The 19,202-nt window shown below is 47.5% G+C and carries 21 protein-coding genes; 2 read left to right on the top strand and 19 right to left on the bottom strand.

Going from position 1 to position 19,202, the window contains the following annotated elements; genetic code table 11:
• Positions 1-24: 24 nt before the first annotated feature.
• The 6 genes from BN3910_RS02670 to BN3910_RS02695 all read right to left on the bottom strand — a co-directional run bounded on the left by BN3910_RS02670 (position 25) and on the right by BN3910_RS02695 (position 5,531).
• Positions 25-459, bottom strand: a complete 435-nt coding sequence (locus BN3910_RS02670; RefSeq protein WP_066924060.1) for a hypothetical protein — start codon at positions 457-459, stop codon at positions 25-27.
• 101 nt (positions 460-560) lie between these two features.
• Positions 561-1,892 (bottom strand): sugar ABC transporter substrate-binding protein, encoded by a 1,332-nt coding sequence (locus BN3910_RS02675; protein WP_066926144.1) that lies wholly within the window; start codon positions 1,890-1,892, stop codon positions 561-563.
• Between the two features lie 305 nt (positions 1,893-2,197).
• A complete protein-coding gene (gene lysS, locus BN3910_RS02680) occupies positions 2,198-4,114 on the bottom strand; it encodes a lysine--tRNA ligase (protein ID WP_066924062.1) in 1,917 nt (638 codons plus the stop codon).
• Positions 4,115-4,124: 10 nt separating this feature from the next.
• Positions 4,125-4,601 (bottom strand): transcription elongation factor GreA, encoded by a 477-nt coding sequence (gene greA, locus BN3910_RS02685; RefSeq protein WP_066924064.1) that lies wholly within the window; start codon positions 4,599-4,601, stop codon positions 4,125-4,127.
• 104 nt (positions 4,602-4,705) lie between these two features.
• Complete coding sequence (locus BN3910_RS02690; RefSeq protein ID WP_066924066.1) at positions 4,706-5,311, bottom strand: class IV adenylate cyclase; 606 nt, start codon at positions 5,309-5,311, stop codon at positions 4,706-4,708.
• Entirely contained in the window at positions 5,304-5,531 is a 228-nt protein-coding gene (locus BN3910_RS02695; protein WP_066924068.1) for a YdbC family protein, read from the bottom strand. The genes BN3910_RS02690 and BN3910_RS02695 overlap by 8 nt, the downstream gene beginning before the upstream one ends.
• A 172-nt stretch (positions 5,532-5,703) precedes the next feature.
• Between BN3910_RS02695 and BN3910_RS02700 the strand changes: the two genes are divergently transcribed.
• Together BN3910_RS02700 and BN3910_RS07490 are read left to right on the top strand one after the other, a co-directional pair.
• On the top strand, positions 5,704-6,318 hold the full coding sequence (locus tag BN3910_RS02700; protein ID WP_066924070.1) for a regulatory protein RecX: 615 nt from the start codon (positions 5,704-5,706) through the stop codon (positions 6,316-6,318).
• A complete protein-coding gene (locus BN3910_RS07490; protein WP_075967977.1) occupies positions 6,315-6,626 on the top strand; it encodes a GIY-YIG nuclease family protein in 312 nt (103 codons plus the stop codon). Before BN3910_RS02700 ends, BN3910_RS07490 begins: the two co-directional genes overlap by 4 nt.
• Here BN3910_RS07490 and BN3910_RS02705 read toward each other — a convergent pair.
• The 13 genes from BN3910_RS02705 to BN3910_RS02765 form a co-directional block, all read right to left on the bottom strand.
• On the bottom strand, positions 6,589-8,145 hold the full coding sequence (locus BN3910_RS02705; protein WP_066924072.1) for a hypothetical protein: 1,557 nt from the start codon (positions 8,143-8,145) through the stop codon (positions 6,589-6,591). The genes BN3910_RS07490 and BN3910_RS02705 overlap by 38 nt on opposite strands.
• A complete protein-coding gene (locus BN3910_RS02710) occupies positions 8,142-9,602 on the bottom strand; it encodes a sensor histidine kinase (RefSeq protein WP_082790268.1) in 1,461 nt (486 codons plus the stop codon). The genes BN3910_RS02705 and BN3910_RS02710 overlap by 4 nt, the downstream gene beginning before the upstream one ends.
• Entirely contained in the window at positions 9,566-10,273 is a 708-nt protein-coding gene (locus tag BN3910_RS02715; RefSeq protein ID WP_066924076.1) for a response regulator transcription factor, read from the bottom strand. Before BN3910_RS02715 ends, BN3910_RS02710 begins: the two co-directional genes overlap by 37 nt.
• Before the next feature lie 21 nt (positions 10,274-10,294).
• On the bottom strand, positions 10,295-11,230 hold the full coding sequence (locus tag BN3910_RS02720; RefSeq protein WP_066924078.1) for an RluA family pseudouridine synthase: 936 nt from the start codon (positions 11,228-11,230) through the stop codon (positions 10,295-10,297).
• A 57-nt stretch (positions 11,231-11,287) separates the two neighbouring features.
• The gene (locus tag BN3910_RS02725; RefSeq protein ID WP_066924080.1) at positions 11,288-11,710 is read right to left on the bottom strand and encodes an ATP-binding protein; all 423 of its coding nucleotides are present in this window, start codon (positions 11,708-11,710) and stop codon (positions 11,288-11,290) included.
• A gap of 12 nt (positions 11,711-11,722) precedes the next feature.
• Positions 11,723-12,100 (bottom strand): DUF1292 domain-containing protein, encoded by a 378-nt coding sequence (locus tag BN3910_RS02730; RefSeq protein ID WP_075967978.1) that lies wholly within the window; start codon positions 12,098-12,100, stop codon positions 11,723-11,725.
• A gap of 58 nt (positions 12,101-12,158) precedes the next feature.
• Complete coding sequence (gene pepD / locus BN3910_RS02735; protein WP_066924082.1) at positions 12,159-13,610, bottom strand: beta-Ala-His dipeptidase; 1,452 nt, start codon at positions 13,608-13,610, stop codon at positions 12,159-12,161.
• Complete coding sequence (locus tag BN3910_RS02740; RefSeq protein ID WP_066924084.1) at positions 13,603-14,109, bottom strand: hypothetical protein; 507 nt, start codon at positions 14,107-14,109, stop codon at positions 13,603-13,605. Before BN3910_RS02740 ends, pepD begins: the two co-directional genes overlap by 8 nt.
• A 70-nt stretch (positions 14,110-14,179) precedes the next feature.
• Positions 14,180-14,995, bottom strand: coding sequence for a CvfB family protein (locus BN3910_RS02745; RefSeq protein WP_066924086.1), 816 nt, complete (start codon positions 14,993-14,995; stop codon positions 14,180-14,182).
• Positions 14,967-15,944, bottom strand: a complete 978-nt coding sequence (locus tag BN3910_RS02750; RefSeq protein ID WP_066924087.1) for a YitT family protein — start codon at positions 15,942-15,944, stop codon at positions 14,967-14,969. The genes BN3910_RS02745 and BN3910_RS02750 overlap by 29 nt, the downstream gene beginning before the upstream one ends.
• Entirely contained in the window at positions 15,941-17,671 is a 1,731-nt protein-coding gene (gene ptsP, locus BN3910_RS02755; protein WP_066924089.1) for a phosphoenolpyruvate--protein phosphotransferase, read from the bottom strand. Before ptsP ends, BN3910_RS02750 begins: the two co-directional genes overlap by 4 nt.
• A gap of 90 nt (positions 17,672-17,761) precedes the next feature.
• Positions 17,762-18,022, bottom strand: a complete 261-nt coding sequence (locus tag BN3910_RS02760; protein ID WP_066924091.1) for an HPr family phosphocarrier protein — start codon at positions 18,020-18,022, stop codon at positions 17,762-17,764.
• A 42-nt stretch (positions 18,023-18,064) separates the two neighbouring features.
• Positions 18,065-19,072: a LacI family DNA-binding transcriptional regulator gene (locus BN3910_RS02765; RefSeq protein WP_066924092.1), complete on the bottom strand. Its 1,008-nt coding sequence runs from the start codon at positions 19,070-19,072 to the stop codon at positions 18,065-18,067.
• Positions 19,073-19,202: the final 130 nt, after the last annotated feature.

Genomic DNA, 19,202 nt, shown 5'->3' on the forward strand with positions numbered 1-19,202 from the left:
CAGAAATCAGTGAATGCGCTATCTTTATCGCCGACTCTTACGCCGTGCCTTTTCTTCTATATCGGCATGAAGAATAAAAATTACCGATAAACAGAACAGTTCAACCCACCAAAACACATTGTTCCACTGAAAAAGCAGAATACGCATCACCAGCGTATAAAACAAAAGCAGTCCCCATACCCAATAGGCTAATTTCGTCAGTCCCATCTTGTGTACGGCAAAATAGAGATAAACGGCATACCCTGCAGGGATCAAAAGGGAAGAAAACATCTCTCCCGTGCGCATGGCGGTATAATCTCGCAACGTCAGCTGCGAAGAGATGCTGTCCCGCCACACTTCAAACAGCGCACGGTCTTTCGCCGTAAGCAACGCATAAAGACATATGAATAAAACATAGCATGCTACGGCAATATAGATGGCAAGCGTCTTTTGTTTTGAAGGATGCTTCAGTTGAAACATGTGTCCCTCTCATTCGAACGATAGCTTTGAGAAAAAGCGGAGATTTCTTGCAGAAACCTCCGCTTTCGCTACGGTACATGAACGGGTTGCACCCCGAACAATTATTTCTGCAAGTTGGTCATCATCGCGTCAAAGGAAGCCTTTAACTGTTTATAAGCCTCTTCGGCGGACGAGGGCTTTTCAGCATTCCAGGAAAGGACTGCATTCTTCCATGTATCCCAAACCTGACCATACTCCTGGAAAAGTGGACGAGAAACGGCGTTCTGATAGGAATTAATCATGTTAACCACCGTCGCCTTCTCCGCATCGGTCAGTCCCGACGCCTCATATTTTTCTGCAGAAACCTGTTCCATGACTTTTCCGGTTGCCTTGAAATAGTCCTCAAAGAATTCCGGATTCGCCAACTCCGCAATTAAAGCATTGCAGATTGCCATTTTGTTCGCATCTTCTTCATTGCGAACGTTAATCGCATATCCCCAGCCGCCTTTCCAATGTGCCAGCGGCTTTCCGGCAATGGTTAAATTATCCAGCGCGCCCAATTCCAAATTCTCTTCACCGGCTGCTTTTGCAATGGTGTTGTAATCCCACGGACCGCCGAGACGGATGACGCCATTCTTTCCCGTTTCAAACTGTGTATCGGTATACGCATACCCAGCTTTATCATCAAACAGACTCGTATTATTATCGGCATTGCCTTTCCAATAGCCATATAACGCTTCGATTACCGCCTGTTTTTCTTTCGGAAGTTTCGCCCATTCCATCGTTAAATCTGAAGCAAAAGTTCCATCTTCTTTCTTCTCCAGCAATTCAATTCCTGCTGAGTTCAAAAGCGCGACACCATACCAAGCATCAAATGCGGGAACCTGTACTTGTGCCCAAGTCGCTTCTCCAATTTCTATAGGCTTTGTCAAATCGATATTTTGCGCTTTTGCATTTGCCTTTTGTTTGAAAGCAAGTAAGCACTCAATATTCATCGGGAAAGCAAAATACTCGTCATCAATCTTAAAGTTTCCGCCCAAGCCTTGATTGAATTCGGCAAAATCTTTCCATCCGCCTACAGTTTTGCACAGCCCTTCGGCATCAATCGCTGCCAGGTTTTCGCCTTCTACCATGCCGTAAAGGCGATCCGCCGGAATCGAAAATACGTCAGCGACGTCTTCATTCTTCGGACCGGTCTTATCAATCACTTCAATGTGATCAAATGCGCCCTTTTCAATAATGGAAATCTCTACATCAGGATTGGCTTTTTTAACACGTTCAATCGCTGCTTCGTAATAAGGTTTCCATCCCTCTTCCGCCTGAACAGTAATAGAGCCTTTAAGCCCACCGGTTTCTGGTTTCTCTTCTGTCTGTTTGCCCCCTCCTCCACATGCAACAAGGGACAGGGACATAGAGCCTGCCAGCAGTAAAGATAATGCCTTTTTCCAATTCATAAATCCCTCCTGTAAACGTTTTTCTTTTGTCAAAAAAAGCAATTTGCTTTCTTCTATTCTATCAGATAAAACTTGTTGTGGCAGATAAAAAGTGTTGTGGAAAATAATGGCATCAAACAACCATCGTTCTTGCACACGATCTTTTACGCTTATCGATGAAACGGATCATACTCCCCATCGGATAGATGCAGAACAGCAAAAGTATCCACTGCGATCTTTTCCATGCCTTATATCGTCCCATTAAACACAAAAAAGCGACCTTCCGGTCGCTTTTTTAAATTCGCCATATAAAAACAGCTCGTATCTTAATACAGTTTGGCTCCTGCCGGAATGTGTTCATCCACCATCAGCAGGTGCAGCTTCTCTTCCCCTTCTTCCTCATGAATGGCGCTGATCAGCATACCGCAAGAGTCGATGCCCATCATCTTGCGCGGCGGAAGATTAGTAATGGCGATACAGGTTTTCCCGACAAGTTCCTCCGGTTCATAGTAGGCATGAATACCGCTTAAAATAGTGCGTGGTTCCTCTGTGCCGTCATCCAATTCGAAGCGTAACAATTTTTTTGACTTGGGCACGGCTTCACACGAAAGCACCTTGACCGCACGAAAATCCGACTCGCTGAACGTGTCAAAATCCACATAATCCGTAAAGAGCGGCTCAATCTCCACCTTGGAAAAGTCAATCGGCGTAGGCGAAGCAGCCGACTCGCTCGAAGCGGTCACCGATTCTGCTGCAGACTCCGTCTTTTCCATGCCCAGCGGCTTCATGGTTGGGAATAGCAATACGTCGCGGATGGACGTCTGATTGGTCAGGAACATGACAATGCGGTCGATGCCCAGACCCATGCCGCCCGTCGGTGGCAGACCGACTTCGAGAGCATGCAGGAAGTCTTCATCCATCATGCCCGCTTCTTCATCACCCGCCTCGCGCAAAGCGACCTGGTGTTCAAAACGGCCGCGCTGATCTTCGGCATCGTTTAGCTCCGAGAACGCGTTGCCAATTTCGCTTCCGCAAATAAACGCCTCGAAGCGCTCCGTCATATCCGGTTTATTCGGCATGCGTTTGGCCAGCGGACTGATTTCCACCGGATATTCGTAGATGAACGTCGGCTGAATCAGATGCTCCTCGGCATACGCATCAAAGAAATATTGCAGAATTTTTCCTTTTCCGTCGGTCGGCTTGGTCTCAATGTTGTGTTTCTTCGCCAGCTCCTTAGCTTCCTCATCGGAATGAATCGTATCGAAGTCCACATCGGCATATTCACGAACCGCTTCCGTCATGGTCATGCGCTTCCAAGGCGGTCGAAATTCGAGGCTCTGTCCCTGATATTCCACGGTCGTGCTGCCGCAAACTTCTTCAGCCACAGTCGAGAGCATCTCCTCGCAAAGCTGCATCATGCCTTCATAGTCGGTATATGCCTTATACAGTTCAATGGCGGTATACTCGGGATTGTGTTTGGCGTCCATCCCTTCGTTGCGAAACATCCGTCCCATCTCATAGACGCCGTCGAACCCGCCGACAATGAGGCGTTTGAGGTAGAGTTCATTGGCAATGCGCAAATACATATCCAGATCAAGCGTATTGTGATGGGTGATGAAGGGACGAGCATTGGCGCCACCGGAAATGGTGTTTAAAATAGGTGTTTCCACCGCCAAATAGCCGTGGTCATCCAGATAACGGGAAATACCAGAAAGGATTTTGCTGCGCTTGACAAAAACGTCCTTAACCTCAGGATTGACGATTAAATCGACATAGCGTTCCCGATAGCGCAGATCCTGATCCTTTAAACCATGAAACTTTTCCGGCAACAACGCTAAGGACTTGGTGAGCAAGGTCACTTTTTCTGCGGAAACGGAAATCTCGCCGCGCTCGGAACGCATGATTTGACCTTCCACGCTGAGAATATCACCAAGATCCAAATCGCGAATGACGGCAAAGACATCTTCACCCATGATGTTTTCACGGCAGATCAACTGAATTTTTCCCGTTGAATCCTGCAAATCCAAAAAGCTCATTTTGCCGTGTCCACGCTTTGCCATGAGACGTCCGGCCATGCGGACGGATTTTCCGTCCCAGTCTTCAAAATGGTTGTGCACATCAGCGGCATGTGCCGTAACGTCCACTTTTGTAATGGTGTGCGGATCGTTACCGGCGTTGCGTAACGCCTCAAGCTTTTGCCGACGATTGGCAATCATTTCATTATCGGATCTCTGCTTCGCCATGTGTCCTCCTCTACCGTACAATTTCCACAACGCGGTATTTCACACTCTCGCCCGGTGTTTCCACGACAAGCTCATCGCCTGCTTTTTTGCCCAACAACATGGCGCCCAAGGGCGATTCATTGGAAATCTTGTTTTTTTTCGGATTTGCCTCCACCGTCCCGACAATGGTAAAGGTCATCTCTTCGTTGTATTCCGTATCCAACACCTTTACGGTGGAGCCGAGATGAACCACGTCCTGCTGCGTGGAGTCATCTTCCTTAATCACCTGGGCATTTTTCAGCTGCTGCTCAATTACGAGAATGCGTTCTTCCAACTGGCGTTGTTCTTCTTTTGCTGCATCATACTCGGCATTTTCCGACAAGTCGCCAAATCCGCGTGCTACTTTTAAGTGTTCGGAAACTTCCGCACGCCGTGTAGATTTAAGATATTCCAGTTCTTCCTGAAGCTTGGTATATCCTTCCTGGGTTAAGATTGTTTGTTCCGTCATGCTCTTTGTCACTCCCTTATCAATTATAAAAATAAGCAGGTGGAAACCTGCCTTTTCCTATTATAGCGGCGTAAAGAGGGCGTGTCAAAAATCGCAATTCTCTTCTATCGATTTGTTTTTCCGCTCGCCTTTAGATCTTTGTTGTCGTCCAGGGGCAGAGTAAGTGTTCCCCGATGCCAGGCTTCTTTCAATTCCGAAATCGATAACGTCGATACCTTCTCCTCCGGAATGGAAAAAGCCGCGTAAAACGCGTGAAGTCGCGCAGGGCTCGGCGCCTCGACCTCAATGTAGGGAAAGGGAAAACTTTGCTCATCCCACTGATCGAATTCAATACGATAGTCTTCAAAGAGATAGCGGCGTCGAATTTTATGCATGGGAATCTGTTGATCGTAGCCGAGCTGCAGAAGCAAAAGACGAAGTGCCTGTTCATCCTCAATGTGAACGGTATACTCCTCGTTTACCCGACAATCTTCCGTGGCCAGACGCTTCTTATATGTCCATTCCCGCGCCACGATTTTCCCCTCCACCTCAATGAGACGAATGCGCATATGCGCAGAAGCCGGCAACGGATGCGCTGACGAATCGAGATGAATATTGGTCTGGTTTTCCTCGACATCAAAGACCGCCCCTCGAGCAAGAATTTCCTGTTCAAACGCTTCCGCATCCATACCGATGAGCTTGACCTCGACTTCTCTTTCCGGCTCAGTCATGCGCGACTTCTTCCTGCAAAAGCGAAGCCAAGATTTCCACTTCTTCTTTCGTAAGCGTAATGCCCTTGCTCATGCGTGTGTGATCCGCATTCCAGCTGCGCAAATCGTATTTTGGGTCGCGTTCATTCCAGGAAACTAAATTCAGCTCTTTTTTCCATCCCTTCGCATCTTCACTAAGCACGCCCAAACGTTCAACAACCTCATATTTTAATTCTGCCATTTTGAATCCTTTCTTATTTGATTTCCCACATCCGATCTATTGCTTGGATCGTTGTCAACGCCCCCTATAAGAGCCGCCAATCTTCACATCCTTGAGCAGTCTACCACAAATGGAACGTCACGGTGTCCCAATGTCATTCGATCGCATGCTATAATCAGGAAAAGGAGAAATTATGATTATTGTTCAGATTCTCTATGATGACCAAAAAAACGGCTTCGTCTTTACCTGCGATGATGGCCGTGAACTGCTTATATCCTATGATATTTACCAGAAGCTTCGTCTTCATGCTCCGGCGGAGCCGTCGGTAGAACAGGAAGAGCTTCTTCTTGCGGAAGATGCCCGCTTTCGCGCGTTTACCGTCGGTTTACGGTATGCGAGCTATCAGCCTCGTACAACAAGCGAGGTGAAGCGGCGATTAAGTCGAGAAAAAATTCCGTCTTCCGTACAAGAGGAAGTCGTTGAAAAGCTGGTAAAAAACGGATGGCTGGATGATGCGGAGTATGCTCGCCGCTATGTACAGGATAAACAGCGCAAAGGCTGGAGTCTTCGCCATATTTCCGCCGCGTTGCGTGAAAAAGGGGTCGATTATGGGCTCATTCGTGACGTCATCGAAAACATACCGGCAACAGCAGAACAGGATGTTTTACGTCAGCTCATCCAAAAGAAATATGCTCGTCGTAATTTATCCGACGAAAAGGAGTTTCAACGCACCGTGCAGGCGCTTTGTCGTCGCGGATTTCTTCTTCAAGATGTGTTGCGTACACTGCGCGAAGGAGCGGACGAATGAGCGAAACGTGCTTCTTTGTCTATATGTTGCGTTGCGGAGACGACAGTCTTTATACCGGTTACACCAACGATGTTGAAAAACGTCTACGCGCTCACGCTCAAGGCCTCGGAGCAAAATATACTCGTTCACACCTTCCCGTCAAACTTGCGGGATATTGGCCCTGTTCAAGCAAACGCGAAGCCTTGCAGATTGAAGCTGCTATTAAAAGACTCCCCCGTGAAAAGAAAGAAGCGCTATTATCCCATTTTAAAAGCGGCGCTCCACTATCGATTACTCAATTCTTGCCCCAGGATTGTCGTGATAATTAGGATTGGTTTCAGTATAAAGAACCTGTGGCTGCGTGAGCTCCTGTTTCGTAAATTGCTCCTGCACCTGTTTTCCCTGTTCATCGTAAAAGTAGCGCACGCCGATGAGATCAGCCTCTTTTCCGAGTTGAATCGAAAGAAGTGAACGATCTTCAATATGATTCGCCGTTGACCGAAAATAGAGCAGCTCATCTTCCGTTTTAATCCATAGGCGATCGGATGCCGGAGATATCGATGCCGTAGTCGCCAAGGGTGCCTTATTTGTCACCCTCGTCCACGACAGCGATTCTGTCGGCGCGGTAAACATCTTCACGAGGGGAACAAGATCAATATTAATCGGCGCGGGAAATAGTCTATCCCCTGCACGCCAGTTCATGCTGGTAACAAAACCCCAATTCAAATTACGACGCACGATCCCGATATTGCTTTCATCCACAGGGAAGCGCTTGGGATCGACTTCACCTTCCGGATCCAGAAATTCCAGCTGCGCATTCACCTGTTCCTTCATGCTTTCCGTCTCCTTCTCCCCGCCAATTTCGGTGACCGTAAGCGGACGATCATCCGAGAGTTTATCCAGGCGTTGAATCTCATATTTCTTCGGTGTATCCTTTTGTGCCGGATATTGACCGGGTTTATCAAACGATACCGTATTCCCTTCCAGAAAGGTGATGCCGCGACCGAGTTGATCAAAAAGCACTTGCTGATTATCGCGATCGGTATCACGTGTGGAGTGATACGTAAACGTTCCGTTCATTACGCCGTTGTTGACGTCCGGCTCTTCCGGCGTATAATCCAGAAGCCATGCGACATTATCCGCATTAAAAATAAAAAGTTGATCCATTTTATAGACAAGAGGGCGATCCATATCGGGATGATCCGCGACAAGATAAGAAGCATAATCATAATAAGCAATGCCGGAATCGCTGATTTTTTTTGTTCGCAAACTTAAAACCGTGGTGATGTGGCTCGCGTAGGTTGCTCCTTTGCTCGACGAGGAAGTGTTTTTGACTTTCGCAAGAATATCTTCCTTTTCTCGTACAGGAACCACGCCGTTCTTCTGTTCCAAAACATAAATATGCGAACCGCTGATATACGCCAGCTGATGGTCCGGAAGCAAAATCAAGTCCATCGAAAAGAGATCGGCATCGCGAATCATCGCAATAAAGACATTGGATGTCGGATCAACACCAAAGTCTTCCTGGCTGTAGCGCATGGAAAGATAATCCTGCAATTTTACCGACTTGGAAGAAAAGGTCGGCGAAACGGTAGTCACCTCGCCGAAGGCAACTACGTCCGGATCAATGTATAATTTATCCCCGACCCGATAGGTAGATTCGGTTTTATCGCTTTCATCACGCGTAATAATGCGCGTGACCTGCCAAATGCCTTCCAGCGGAAGAGAACGAAGCTCCGGTGAGCGCAGTACCGAAGTAAGATCGTTGACCGCCCGTTCGTTTGAAGAAGTGCACCCCGCCAGAAGAAGGAGCAGCAACAAAACAAGAACTCTATATGCACGCTTCATGCTTTTCCCTCCTTTTTTTCGTCATTTTCTTCGCGAGGCAAGATGACGGTGACACTGGTGCCCATCCCCAGCTTACTCTTGATCGTTAGTTCTCCGCCATGCGCTTTGACAATCTCTTCGCAAATGGAAAGACCCAGGCCGGTATGGGAGCGGGAAGTTTTTCCCTTCCAGAATTTTTCGGTCACAAAACCGATCTCTTCTTCCGAAATGCCGATGCCCGTGTCGGTCACACTGAGAATTACCTGCTGCGGATCCGTGTCCATCGTAAGATAGATGGTACCTTCCTCGTCGGTGAATTTAATGGCATTATCCAAAAGATTGAGAAGAACCTGTTTAATGCGTCCTTCGTCACCTAATATTTCTACGTTGTTTTGGGCATAGCTGTAGTTCATATTGATGTGCTTTTCTTCAATGCGCGGACGCATCTGTAACAGAATATGATTAGCTACCTCGACGAGATTAAAGCGGCTCTTGCTTAATTTGATACGACCGGAAGAGAAGCGGGAGAAATCCAACAGATCCTCAACCATCGCGCCAAGACGTTCCGATTCCTTTTCAATAATCTTGAGACCTTCTCCCACAATTTCCGGTTTAATGCCTTCCGTTTGCAAGGTGATCGCCCAGCCTTTTATCGAGGTCAGCGGCGTGCGTAACTCATGGGAAACAGAGGAAATGAATTCATTTTTCAGCTCTTCTTTCTCACGAATATTGTCGCTCATCCGATTCATGGTGCGTGCCAGTTCGCCGATTTCTCCGCGCGGTGTCTCATCTGCACGCTCCTCATACTGACCATCCGAGAGTTTTAAGGCAACAGCCGTTAAATTGTGTATCGGACGCACAATCGAACGGGACATTAAAAAAGAAAGCAAGCCAACCAGAGCAATCATCAAAATAGCAAATAAGACCGAGGGCCAAATTCGTTGAAGAATTAAATCGTTCACACCGGTCAATGACGTCGTCAGCCGAATCATGCCGACCTGATCCGTCTGATTGCGAAGAGGATAGGAGAGACACATGACGGGCTCATCCGAATAAGATACTCTGCCCACCATGATCCCGGTCGCATTCTTCTGGGCCTGCTGAACATCCTGGGCGTTTACCTTTGTGCCGGGAAGAGCGGTACCGCGATTGTCAAAGAGAACTGTGCCGTCGTTGTTGAGAATTTGTACCTGCATCGTATTGGCACGATAAAACTGGTTCTTGTTTTCCAGAACAATGGTATGCAGGTCATCATCCGACACGTAACTCAAAAAAAGCTCTGCACTGTAGCGCGCCTGTGATTCCAACACGCCACTGACGTTGTCGTAATAATAGCTGTAGAGCGATTGAATATAGAATACCTCAAAAACAACGGCAACAAGCAAAATGGCGGTCATGAACAACCCCATAATGCGCACGCCGATCAGGTCGGTGATATTGTTTATTCGCTCTTTTTCCACCGGTATCCGACCCCCCATACCGTTTCCAGATACGCCGGTTTTGCTGCATTGTCCTCAATTTTAGCACGAATGCGGCGCACATTGACGTCGACGATTTTACTCTCCCCCTGATAATCCTCGCCCCAGGCATGATGCAAAATCTCTTCACGACTAAGTGCCTTACCCGGATGCGTCATAAACATTTTGATGATGGCCAGTTCGGTCGGCGTCAGATCGATGAGTGACCCGTTTTTTGTAAAGGTGCGCGCATAAAGATCAAGCGTAAACGGGCCGTCGGCTATAATTGGTGAAGAATCTCTTTGCGCACCCGACTCCTCCTCCAGTTTTAGACGCCGGATAAGCGAGCGGACACGCAAAACCAGTTCATGCGGATTAAAGGGTTTGACCATATAATCGTCAGTTCCCTTCTCCAGGCCGAGAATACGGTCTATTTCCTGTGATTTCGCGGTTAACATAATAATGCCGATATGCGGCATTTCCGTGCGTAATATGCTGCAAACCTCATAGCCGCTGATCCCCGGAAGCATCAGGTCAAGAACGACAATGTCCGGATGTTCACTTCGAGCCAGTTCCACACCCTGTTCGCCACTTTCCGCCTCCACAATTTGAAAGCCTTCATTCTCTAAATTAATCTTTGTAAACATTCTGATGGGTGCTTCGTCCTCCACCAGAAGAATCTTAATGGTCATTTTCTCTCTCCTGTAGACGGCTTATTTCGGCGCTATTATCGCCATCATTGCCTTGAATTGTTCTGTCTGTCCCGAGTATACGTTGAATGGTGTGGAAAGTGCAAGCGCTTCGCCGTTGTGAAACAGCAAACGGGATGAAAGCAAAAGATGATGCGAAAAAACATTTGTTCGATATCGTGCTCCGTAAGGGCGATCCCCTATTAGTGGGTGGCCGGTTGCCGCAAGATGGGCACGAATCTGATGTGTTCGGCCCGTTTCAAGACGAACAGCGACGAGGGAAAACGAAGAACGAGAAACCAGCGGAGAAACATGCGTGATGCAGACTTTTCCGTTCGGATCGACGACACTTCGACCGTTTTCTGTGCGCAGAGGAAACCTAATGGTCTCTTCCCGCTCAATCGCCCCTTCCACATAGGCTAAATAGTGCTTCTCAATACTTCCATCCTTAAGTCCTTGTTGAAGAAGAAGCATGGCGGAATGATTCTTTGCCCCGATAAGCAAGCCGGCCGTCTGCATATCCAGACGATTGACCAGAGCCGGCACAAAACTCTTTTCTCTGCGCGGTACAAACTCTCCGGATTGCAAGAGATCACGCACAAAGGCATCGACAGCCGTTTTTCCGTAATCGCGCGCATTTGCAGGGTGAGAAAGCATTCCCGCCGGCTTATCGATCACGCTGAACTGTGGCCCATCATATGCATACGAAAGCCGAAGAGAAGAAGTGGGAAAGCTGCGACGCTCTTCCAGCGGAAGAAGCGTCTCTTCATAAAGATAAATCTGTACGCTATCCCCTTCGCGCAGAAACGTTCCGGCTTCTGCACGCAAGTGATTGACTTTAATTTTTTTCTGACGAATCTTCTTTTGTAAAAATGAGGTCGTTGCCCGGGGAAACACTTTGATCAGAAATCGATCCAAACGCTGATCGGCATCATTCTTACCCACGGTCAGTTCACGCATCGAACATCCTTTCTAAAAAGGAAAAAGCGCATTCCTCGAGGAATGCGCTTCGGTTGATCAAGCTTCGGAAATATCCACAATTTCGACGCCATCCACCTTAGGAATATCCCCCGGCTTGAGGTTCAGGCCGATGATGAAATCGGCATTATTCTCAGACGAAAGGGTAATTAGCGCTTCCAGATTTTTCTGAAAATCGCCCGCCTGTAACAGATCGGCATGTAAGCCGTCAATAAAAACACGCTCAATGTCAAAATCTCTCGCTAACATACCGGCAAGGAGACCATAAAGACGATCCATGGTATGAATGTGATACTGCTTCATATTGATCAGACGAACCGAATGATCAAGACGAAACATCTGCGAATCATCGGTGTCCACAAAAACAAGATGACCGCTGTGCGATTTATGCTCCTCATTGGCCTGATCAATCATGCGTGTTGTTTTTCCACTTCCGCTTGGGCCCAATACTAACTGAATCACCGCATCCTCCTCTCAACGTTCTTCTTGCGAATGATCATGTCCACATTCGCAATCGCAATCGTCATCTTCTTCTGCTAAGAGGCGATCGAATTCATCCGCCACGGCATTGTACTCTTCTTCCGAATCAATCTGTGACAACTCAATTTCTTCACCATCTTCGCTTTCGGCATATTCGTAGAGAAGGATACCTTCCTCTTCCTCATCTTCCGTTATGGGAAAGAGAGCAATATATTCTTTATCATGGAACGGGAAAATGTCCAGTACGACACATTCCAATTCCGTGTCGTCATCCAAGGTAAGAACGATGTGATCTTCCTCGTCCAGATCCCATTCTTCCTCGTCCAATTCGTCTACTTGAGGTTCTAAATCCTTGTTTTTTTCATCCGTCATGGCGGATCCTCCTTATGCTTGATGTGGGAAATGCTCTGCCTTCTTCATTATACACATTTCATCGCATCGTGGCGATGCGCGCAATCAGTTTTTTGAGCATCGCGTACGTGCTTCGTGTCGAAGAGATGCTCAGGCGTTCGCTCGTCGTATGCGCTCCCTCAATATCCGGACCGATAGAAATCATGTCCAACTCCGGATTATATTGGGCAAATAACCCGCATTCCAATCCCGCGTGAATATCCAGAACTTCCGCTTCTTTTCCGGTTTCTTCACGATACGTTTCCAAAAAGAGTTCACGCAGTGCAGACTCTTTCGCTAATTCCCATGCCGGATAAACATCGCCATAGCTTCCTTTTCCTTCAAAGGTATGCACGGCCTGATCAATCTTTTCCTTCAATTCGGCAAGCACTTCTTCCGAACTGGAACGAACGGAAACCATGACATCCGCATGATTCTCTTTGGTATCCACAATGGCTAAGTTATCGGACGCCAGAACATTTTTTCCATCTTCGCGCATGCGATAAACACCGTGCGGCAAAACATCAATTAAATTCAATAGTTGCTTTGTCGATTCTGCCGTAAGCGGCGCTTCTTCTACGTTAAACCCATCCACATGAATCGCGATGTCCGGTTCCTGTTTTAACAGGCGCTCCTGTGTAGCTGTCCAAATCTGCCGGATTCCCTGTTTTATAGTTTCTTCGTCATCAGGCGAAAGACTAATCCAGACCTGTGCTTCATTGGGAATGGCGTTGTGCTTTTCGCCGCTATGGTAGCGCACAATACGAATAGGCGCAATCTGCATAAGGGCATGTAAAAACTGCGCCATGACTTTACAAGCGTTATTCGGTTCCGCCAGGATATTCTGTCCTGAATGACCGCCATTCATACCGGTAATGGTGATATACAGCCCGCTTTGTCCCGAAATTGTTTCACGCGTAAGCGGCATAGTGAATTCTCCCGTAGCGCCACCAGCACATCCACAGGTGACAAATCCTTCTTCTTCGGAATCAATGTTAATGAGCATTTCCGCATCCAGCCAAGAGGGCGAAAGCGAGAGAACACCATTCATCCCCTCTTCCTCATCGGTGGTAATGACAAGGGAAGTTTCCGGCATATCCATTTGTTCGTCAAGAATCGCCAGTCCCATGGCTACACCGATACCATCATCTGCGCCAAGCGTTGTTCCGATGCCATGAAGCCAGCCGTCTTTTTCTTCCATCGCAATCGGGTCACGAGTAAAATCGTGTTCCACACCTTTACCCTTCACACAGACCATGTCCATGTGTCCCTGCATAATAATGCGCGGCGCCGACTCAAGCCCCGGTGAAGCGGGTTTGGTCATGCGGACATTTCCGGCCTCATCCTGTTCCGTTTTCCAACCCTTTTCTCTTCCCCACGCTGTCAGCGCATCGCTTATCGCCTGTTCATTCCCGGAACCGCGGGGAATTTGGTTCATGCGATAGAAATACGTGAAAATAGGATGACTCTCAAAGATAGTTTGTTCACTCATGGTTTTCCTCCTTTTCTTCGGATATGCTCATGCGCGTAACCGGATAGGTTTTCTCTAATGTGCCGGTGTAATTTACATAGGTAGCCTGTTGACGAAGCAACAACAGCTGCATATATATCTGTGATTTCTGTCTATCGGGATTCTTTTTTTCTTCCTCGCTAAAATGCTCTTCGTTCGCACGATAATACTCTTCCACCTCCTGCGGCAACACCTGTACGGCGGAAAGCAATTTTTGCAGCGCATATTGTTGCAAAAGCTGTTTTTTTATCATGGCAATCTGCGCATCGAGTTGCTTTTGGAACTCCTCCTCTTCATCCATTTTTTTGTCCATCGCATCGCGATAGAGAAGTTCCTGATGAATAATTTCCTCAAGCAGACGGGAATCCCCTTCTTCTCCCTGAAAATGCTCTGCCTGTTCGCCCAACAATTTACGCAGTTCTTCTACTTCCTGTTTTGTAATCGTTCTTTCTCCGACACGGGCTAAAATCGTATCGTCCATATTTTCTCCTCTCCGCATTTGTTATATCCCTTCGGGTACAGACGTAAAAAACTTCTTTTTTTTGCCTATTTTATTTTTTAAGCGCGATGCCGTCTTCACAAAATGTGATGCGTCCCTGCTTTAACAGTCGCCCAATGCAGCGTTTGAATTGTGCTTTGCTCATGCCGAAAAGCAGTCGTATCGTTTCCGGATCACTCTTATCGTTAACACGTAAAAAGCCCTGATTTGCCTGAACCATCCGTAAAATAGCGATCGCATCCGCATCCATCTTTTCGTGGGCACGCGATTGCAAGCTGAGATCTATTTTTCCATCCGGCTTAATCTGCTCCACGCGAGCACGTACAGATTCTCCAATACGCAACGCACCGCGCATACCGTCAGCAGGGATTAACCCGTTGTAACGCTGTTCAACAAGGATAAAGGCGCCGATTTCCGGATTATTGGCATAGACCACACCGTCCACCCAGTCGTTTTCATGCAATTTTTCGGGAACGGCGAAATGATTTTTAACGCGCATCGTTGAACAAAGACGATCCGACTTATCCACATAGCAATAGATGAGCAGTATTTCTCCCACCCTTACATGATGCATCTGCTCCTGGAAAGGCAAAAATAAATCCTTGTCCAAGCCCCAGTCTAAAAAAGCGCCCTGGCGGGATACATCTTTAACGGTAAGAAGCGCCAGTTCACCCACCTGAACCTTAGGACGACGTGTTGTGGCGATGAGACGATCTTCGGAATCACGCAAAAGGAAAATTTCCACTTCGTCGTTCACCTTCGCTCCTTCGGGAACAAAGCGTTTCGGCAAAAGAACATTGCCCTGCAATATGGCTCCCGGAGGCGTTAAGGATTTTATTTTAAGCGTTTGTATTTTGCCCAGCTGCATAGTTTTCCTCGTTCATTTCGCTATGACCTTCAATTGACAAAGTATTCGTCTGCACTGTCTTTTCTTCCTCCGGATCTATAAAGCGGTTAGGCAGACGTTGACCCGGCGCATAGGTAAAGCCTTCACCCAATACCTCATTTGCCGAATAGACAAAAACAAAAGCGCTGGGATCAATTTTCTCCACATAGTCCTTAATCCGAATGTACTCGTTATTATGAACCACCGAGAGAATCGCATAATGTGGCCGATGGGAAAATCCACCCTGTGTAGTATAGATCGTTGTTCCGCGATGCATCTTCTGAATAATGTAGTCGTTCACTTCATCTACTTTGGACGTCGTAATATTCATTACCATGCGTCGACCGAAACCGGCAATCATCTTATCAAGCATCATCGCCTGTAAATAAATGGCCACAATGGCGTAAAGGGCATTCTCCAGAGAAATGAACATCCCGCCCAACATCACGACGATGGCATCCACAAGTAACAAGCTCTTGGCCATGCCGATATGCGTAATGTTGTTCAAAATGGCGCCCAAAATATCTGTGCCTCCGGTGGAAGCATTCTGCGTAAAAACGAAACTTAAGCCGATGCCGCTGATCGCGGAACCAATTAAAATCACCAACAGTTGGTCCGCAACAATGGGCTCGGTGACGGGCGCAACGTGCTCAAAAAAAATAATCCATACAGAATAGGAGATGGAACCGACTAAAGTCATCAGGCCGAATTGCTTGCCCAGAATGAGAAAGGCCATGACAAAGAGCAAAACGTTGCCGACCAAAATCAGTGAGCCGATGCCCAAAAAAGGAAAGACGTAGTTAATAACGATCGCCAGTCCGCTGATTCCGCCTGCGGCGATATGGTTGGGGATGAAAAAGTAATTCATCGCTAAGGCAAGAATGAAACAGCCCACGAAAATCCAGAGCATCTTCTTCCCGTTTTCTTTCATTCTTTCTCCCCTTCCGTCTTTTCCGCTGTAAACGCAGAAACCGCTTGCACGATCTCTTCCGTGGCATGCATTATACACACCTCATCCGCCAACTTTTTTGCTTCTTTCAGTGTAATTCCTCTTACGCGTTCTTTCAACCGGGGAAGGATGGAAGCCGGAGCGGAAAGCGAATCCAGTCCCAAACCCAGCAACAAGGGAGTAGCGCGTAAATTCCCCGCAAAACTTCCGCATAATCCACAGGAAATACCCGCATCATGGGCAGCTTCCACCGCCTGTTTAATAGCGCGCACGACCGCCGGATGAAAGGGAGAATGCAGCTTGGCCACATTGTTGTTCCCTCGATCGGTAGCCAGGATGTATTGCGTAAGATCATTGGTTCCGATGCTGAAAAAATCGCAACATTCGGCCAAATCTCGAGCCAAGAAAATGGCTGCCGGCGTCTCGACGGTAATCCCCACAGGCAGATCAGGATCAAAGGACTGCTTTTGCTCTATAAGGCGGCATTTCTCTTCTTCGAGCATTTCCCGAACGCGATAAACTTCAGAAGGACTGATAACCATGGGAAGCATGAGCTGTATGTTTCCTACAGAAGAGGCGCGTAAAATCGCACGAAGTTGAGCGCGAAAAATATTCTCCCGGTCAAAGCAGAAGCGAAGCGCACGCCACCCGAGAAACGGATTGGCTTCACGAGGAAAAGCATAATAGGGCAATCGCTTATCACCGCCTATATCCAAGGTGCGAATGATGAGCGGCCGATTGGCTAAAAGAACCGCCGCCTGATGATAGACACGATATTGCTCTTCTTCCGTAGGAAAATGATCCTGTTCCATGTAAAGCAGTTCCGTACGGAATAATCCTACACCTTCCGCGCCGGCAAGCAATCCGACCGATAGATCATCCAGACCTCCAATGTTGACAAAGGTATCAAGAGCTCGACCGTCTTGCGTTACCGCCTTCTCCTCAGGATTCATCTCCAGACGAAGATTATAACGTTTCCCCACATCCATTTTTGCCTGAACCAGTGCAAGGGTGTCCTCATCCGGATCCAAAATCACTTCACCGTTTTCCGCGTCCAGGATAATCAATTCTCCATCTTTCACCGTGGAGATGAGATTGGTCAATCCGACCAATGCAGGAATACCCATGGTCTGTGCAATCATCGCCGTATGGGATGTCGCACCTCCGCGATCACTGGTGAATCCTAACACATTCGTTTTATCCAGAAGAAGCGCATCAGATGGGGCAAGCTCTTCGGTAAGAAGAATGCAGGGTGCGGTAAGATGGCTTAGGCGAGGCACGGGAAGGCCCTTAAGCTCATAAAGCAAACTTCTGCCCATATCACGATAATCACTTCCCCGTTCACGCAGATAAGGGTCTTCAAGAGCTTCCAACTGAGCCGCCATCATCCGTATCGTGGAATCCAGTGCACGATCTGCGGACATATGCTTTTCCCGAATGTATTGTTCCACCGTCTCGAACAAATACGGATCATCCAGCAAAGCAATATGCGCCTCTCGCAATGAGCAAAGCAAAGGGGACGGTGCTTCCTCCTGTACCAATTTCTTACGGAAAGCGGAAAAAGCATTTTTTATCGCTAATACTTCACCTTCCACTTCCGACTCCCTGATCCAATCGTTGCGAATCGGAATTTCCTCCGGAACCCAGCGTTTGACTCTTCCCACCGCCAAGCCGTATGAGGCGATGATTCCCGATATTCGCTTTGTCATCTTCGCCTCCTCCGTCGCGCAAGGAAATACGTCCTTTTTTGGGTTAGACAAAAAAAGAGAGGGAGCATCAATCGGTGCTCCCTTCTATCGTTAATCGGTCAGCTGCGAAATGAACTCGACAATTTGATCGACATGTGCCTCCGCGTCATCGCCATTCACGCGAACCGTGATATCCATACCTTTGGAAATCCCCAGACTCATCACATTGAAGATGCTCTTCGCATTGGCTACTTTTCCATTTTTTACCAATTCGACGTCGCCGGGAATATTTTTTACAAATTGCACCAGCGCTGCTGCCGGGCGTGCATGTAAGCCGGTCTCATTAACCACCGTTACCGTTTTTTCTGCCATGTAAACCTCCTTCAGTATAATAAGGGCTATAAACGTTATACATTACTTTCGTTGTTCTGTCGACTCTCCAATAAGGATTTGCGTTGGTAAATACAAGGTTTCGTCCAAGGTTGCTTTTGCTTGCAAAGTTTTCGTCAGCGCACGCATAGCCACCGCGCCAATGTCATAATAGGGTTCTTCCATCGTCGTCAAGCGCGGACGGAAGATCTGAACATCAGGAGATCCGCCAAATCCGGCAATCTGAAACGCTTTGGGGATGGCCAGATCATGATCATAGCAATAGGTCATCACACCAATCGCCAGTTCATCATTCTCACAGATTAACGCATCAAACGGTTCCTTTTTGCTAAGCTGTGTGATTTCTTCTGCGGCGTGATAACCCGCCTCAATATCTGCACCATCGGCATCAAACTTCATCGGAACAAGTCCTTCCTCACGCATCGCATCATCATAGCCACCGGAACGCTCTTTGGAAAAGTCAAAATTCAGACTGCTTCGCAGATAACGTACCGAGCGATTTCCCAGGGAAAGGATATATTCCGTCAGCTCTTTCATCGCCTCGCGATGATGAATCGTCACCGTATGTAGATCTGCCGACTTATAAAAGCGGTCAAGCAGTACATAGGGCAAACGATATTCCTTAATCTTCACCATCGTTTCCGGTTCAATGCTCTCGGAAATAATGATGATCCCTTCCACTTGTTTTCGGTAGAGAAAATCTATCGCGCGCTGTTCCAATTCCCTCTCTCCATAAGTGCTGGAAAGTAAAATATCGTAATTGTACATACGCCCGATTTCTTCAGCGCCGCGAATCATTTCCGCCATGTAATGAATGCCGATGTCTTTTACAAGAATGCCGATGGAGTTCGACTTCTTCATCACCAGACTGCGAGCCAGCTCATTGGGCTTGAACCCAAGCTTATTAATGGCATCGATGACTTTTCGTTGCGCTTCAGGGCTGACCGGTTTCGACTTATTCATTACGCGCGAAACGGTGGAGATCGATACCCCTGCCAGCTTTGCTACATCCTTTATTGTCGGTTGTGTCATAGCTCACCTCTATTCCCTGTGCTTCGACCTGATTTCAGAATACCATAAAAACGATTCCATGTGAATGAATTTTCTACACCGCTTTCCTTTTTGCTTAGTGAGGCGTTTTCCCACGTTTTCATTTTTATAG

Origin of the sequence: Murdochiella massiliensis (assembly GCF_900059565.1) — a bacterium.
In the GTDB taxonomy this organism is placed as follows: domain Bacteria; phylum Bacillota; class Clostridia; order Tissierellales; family Peptoniphilaceae; genus Murdochiella; species Murdochiella massiliensis.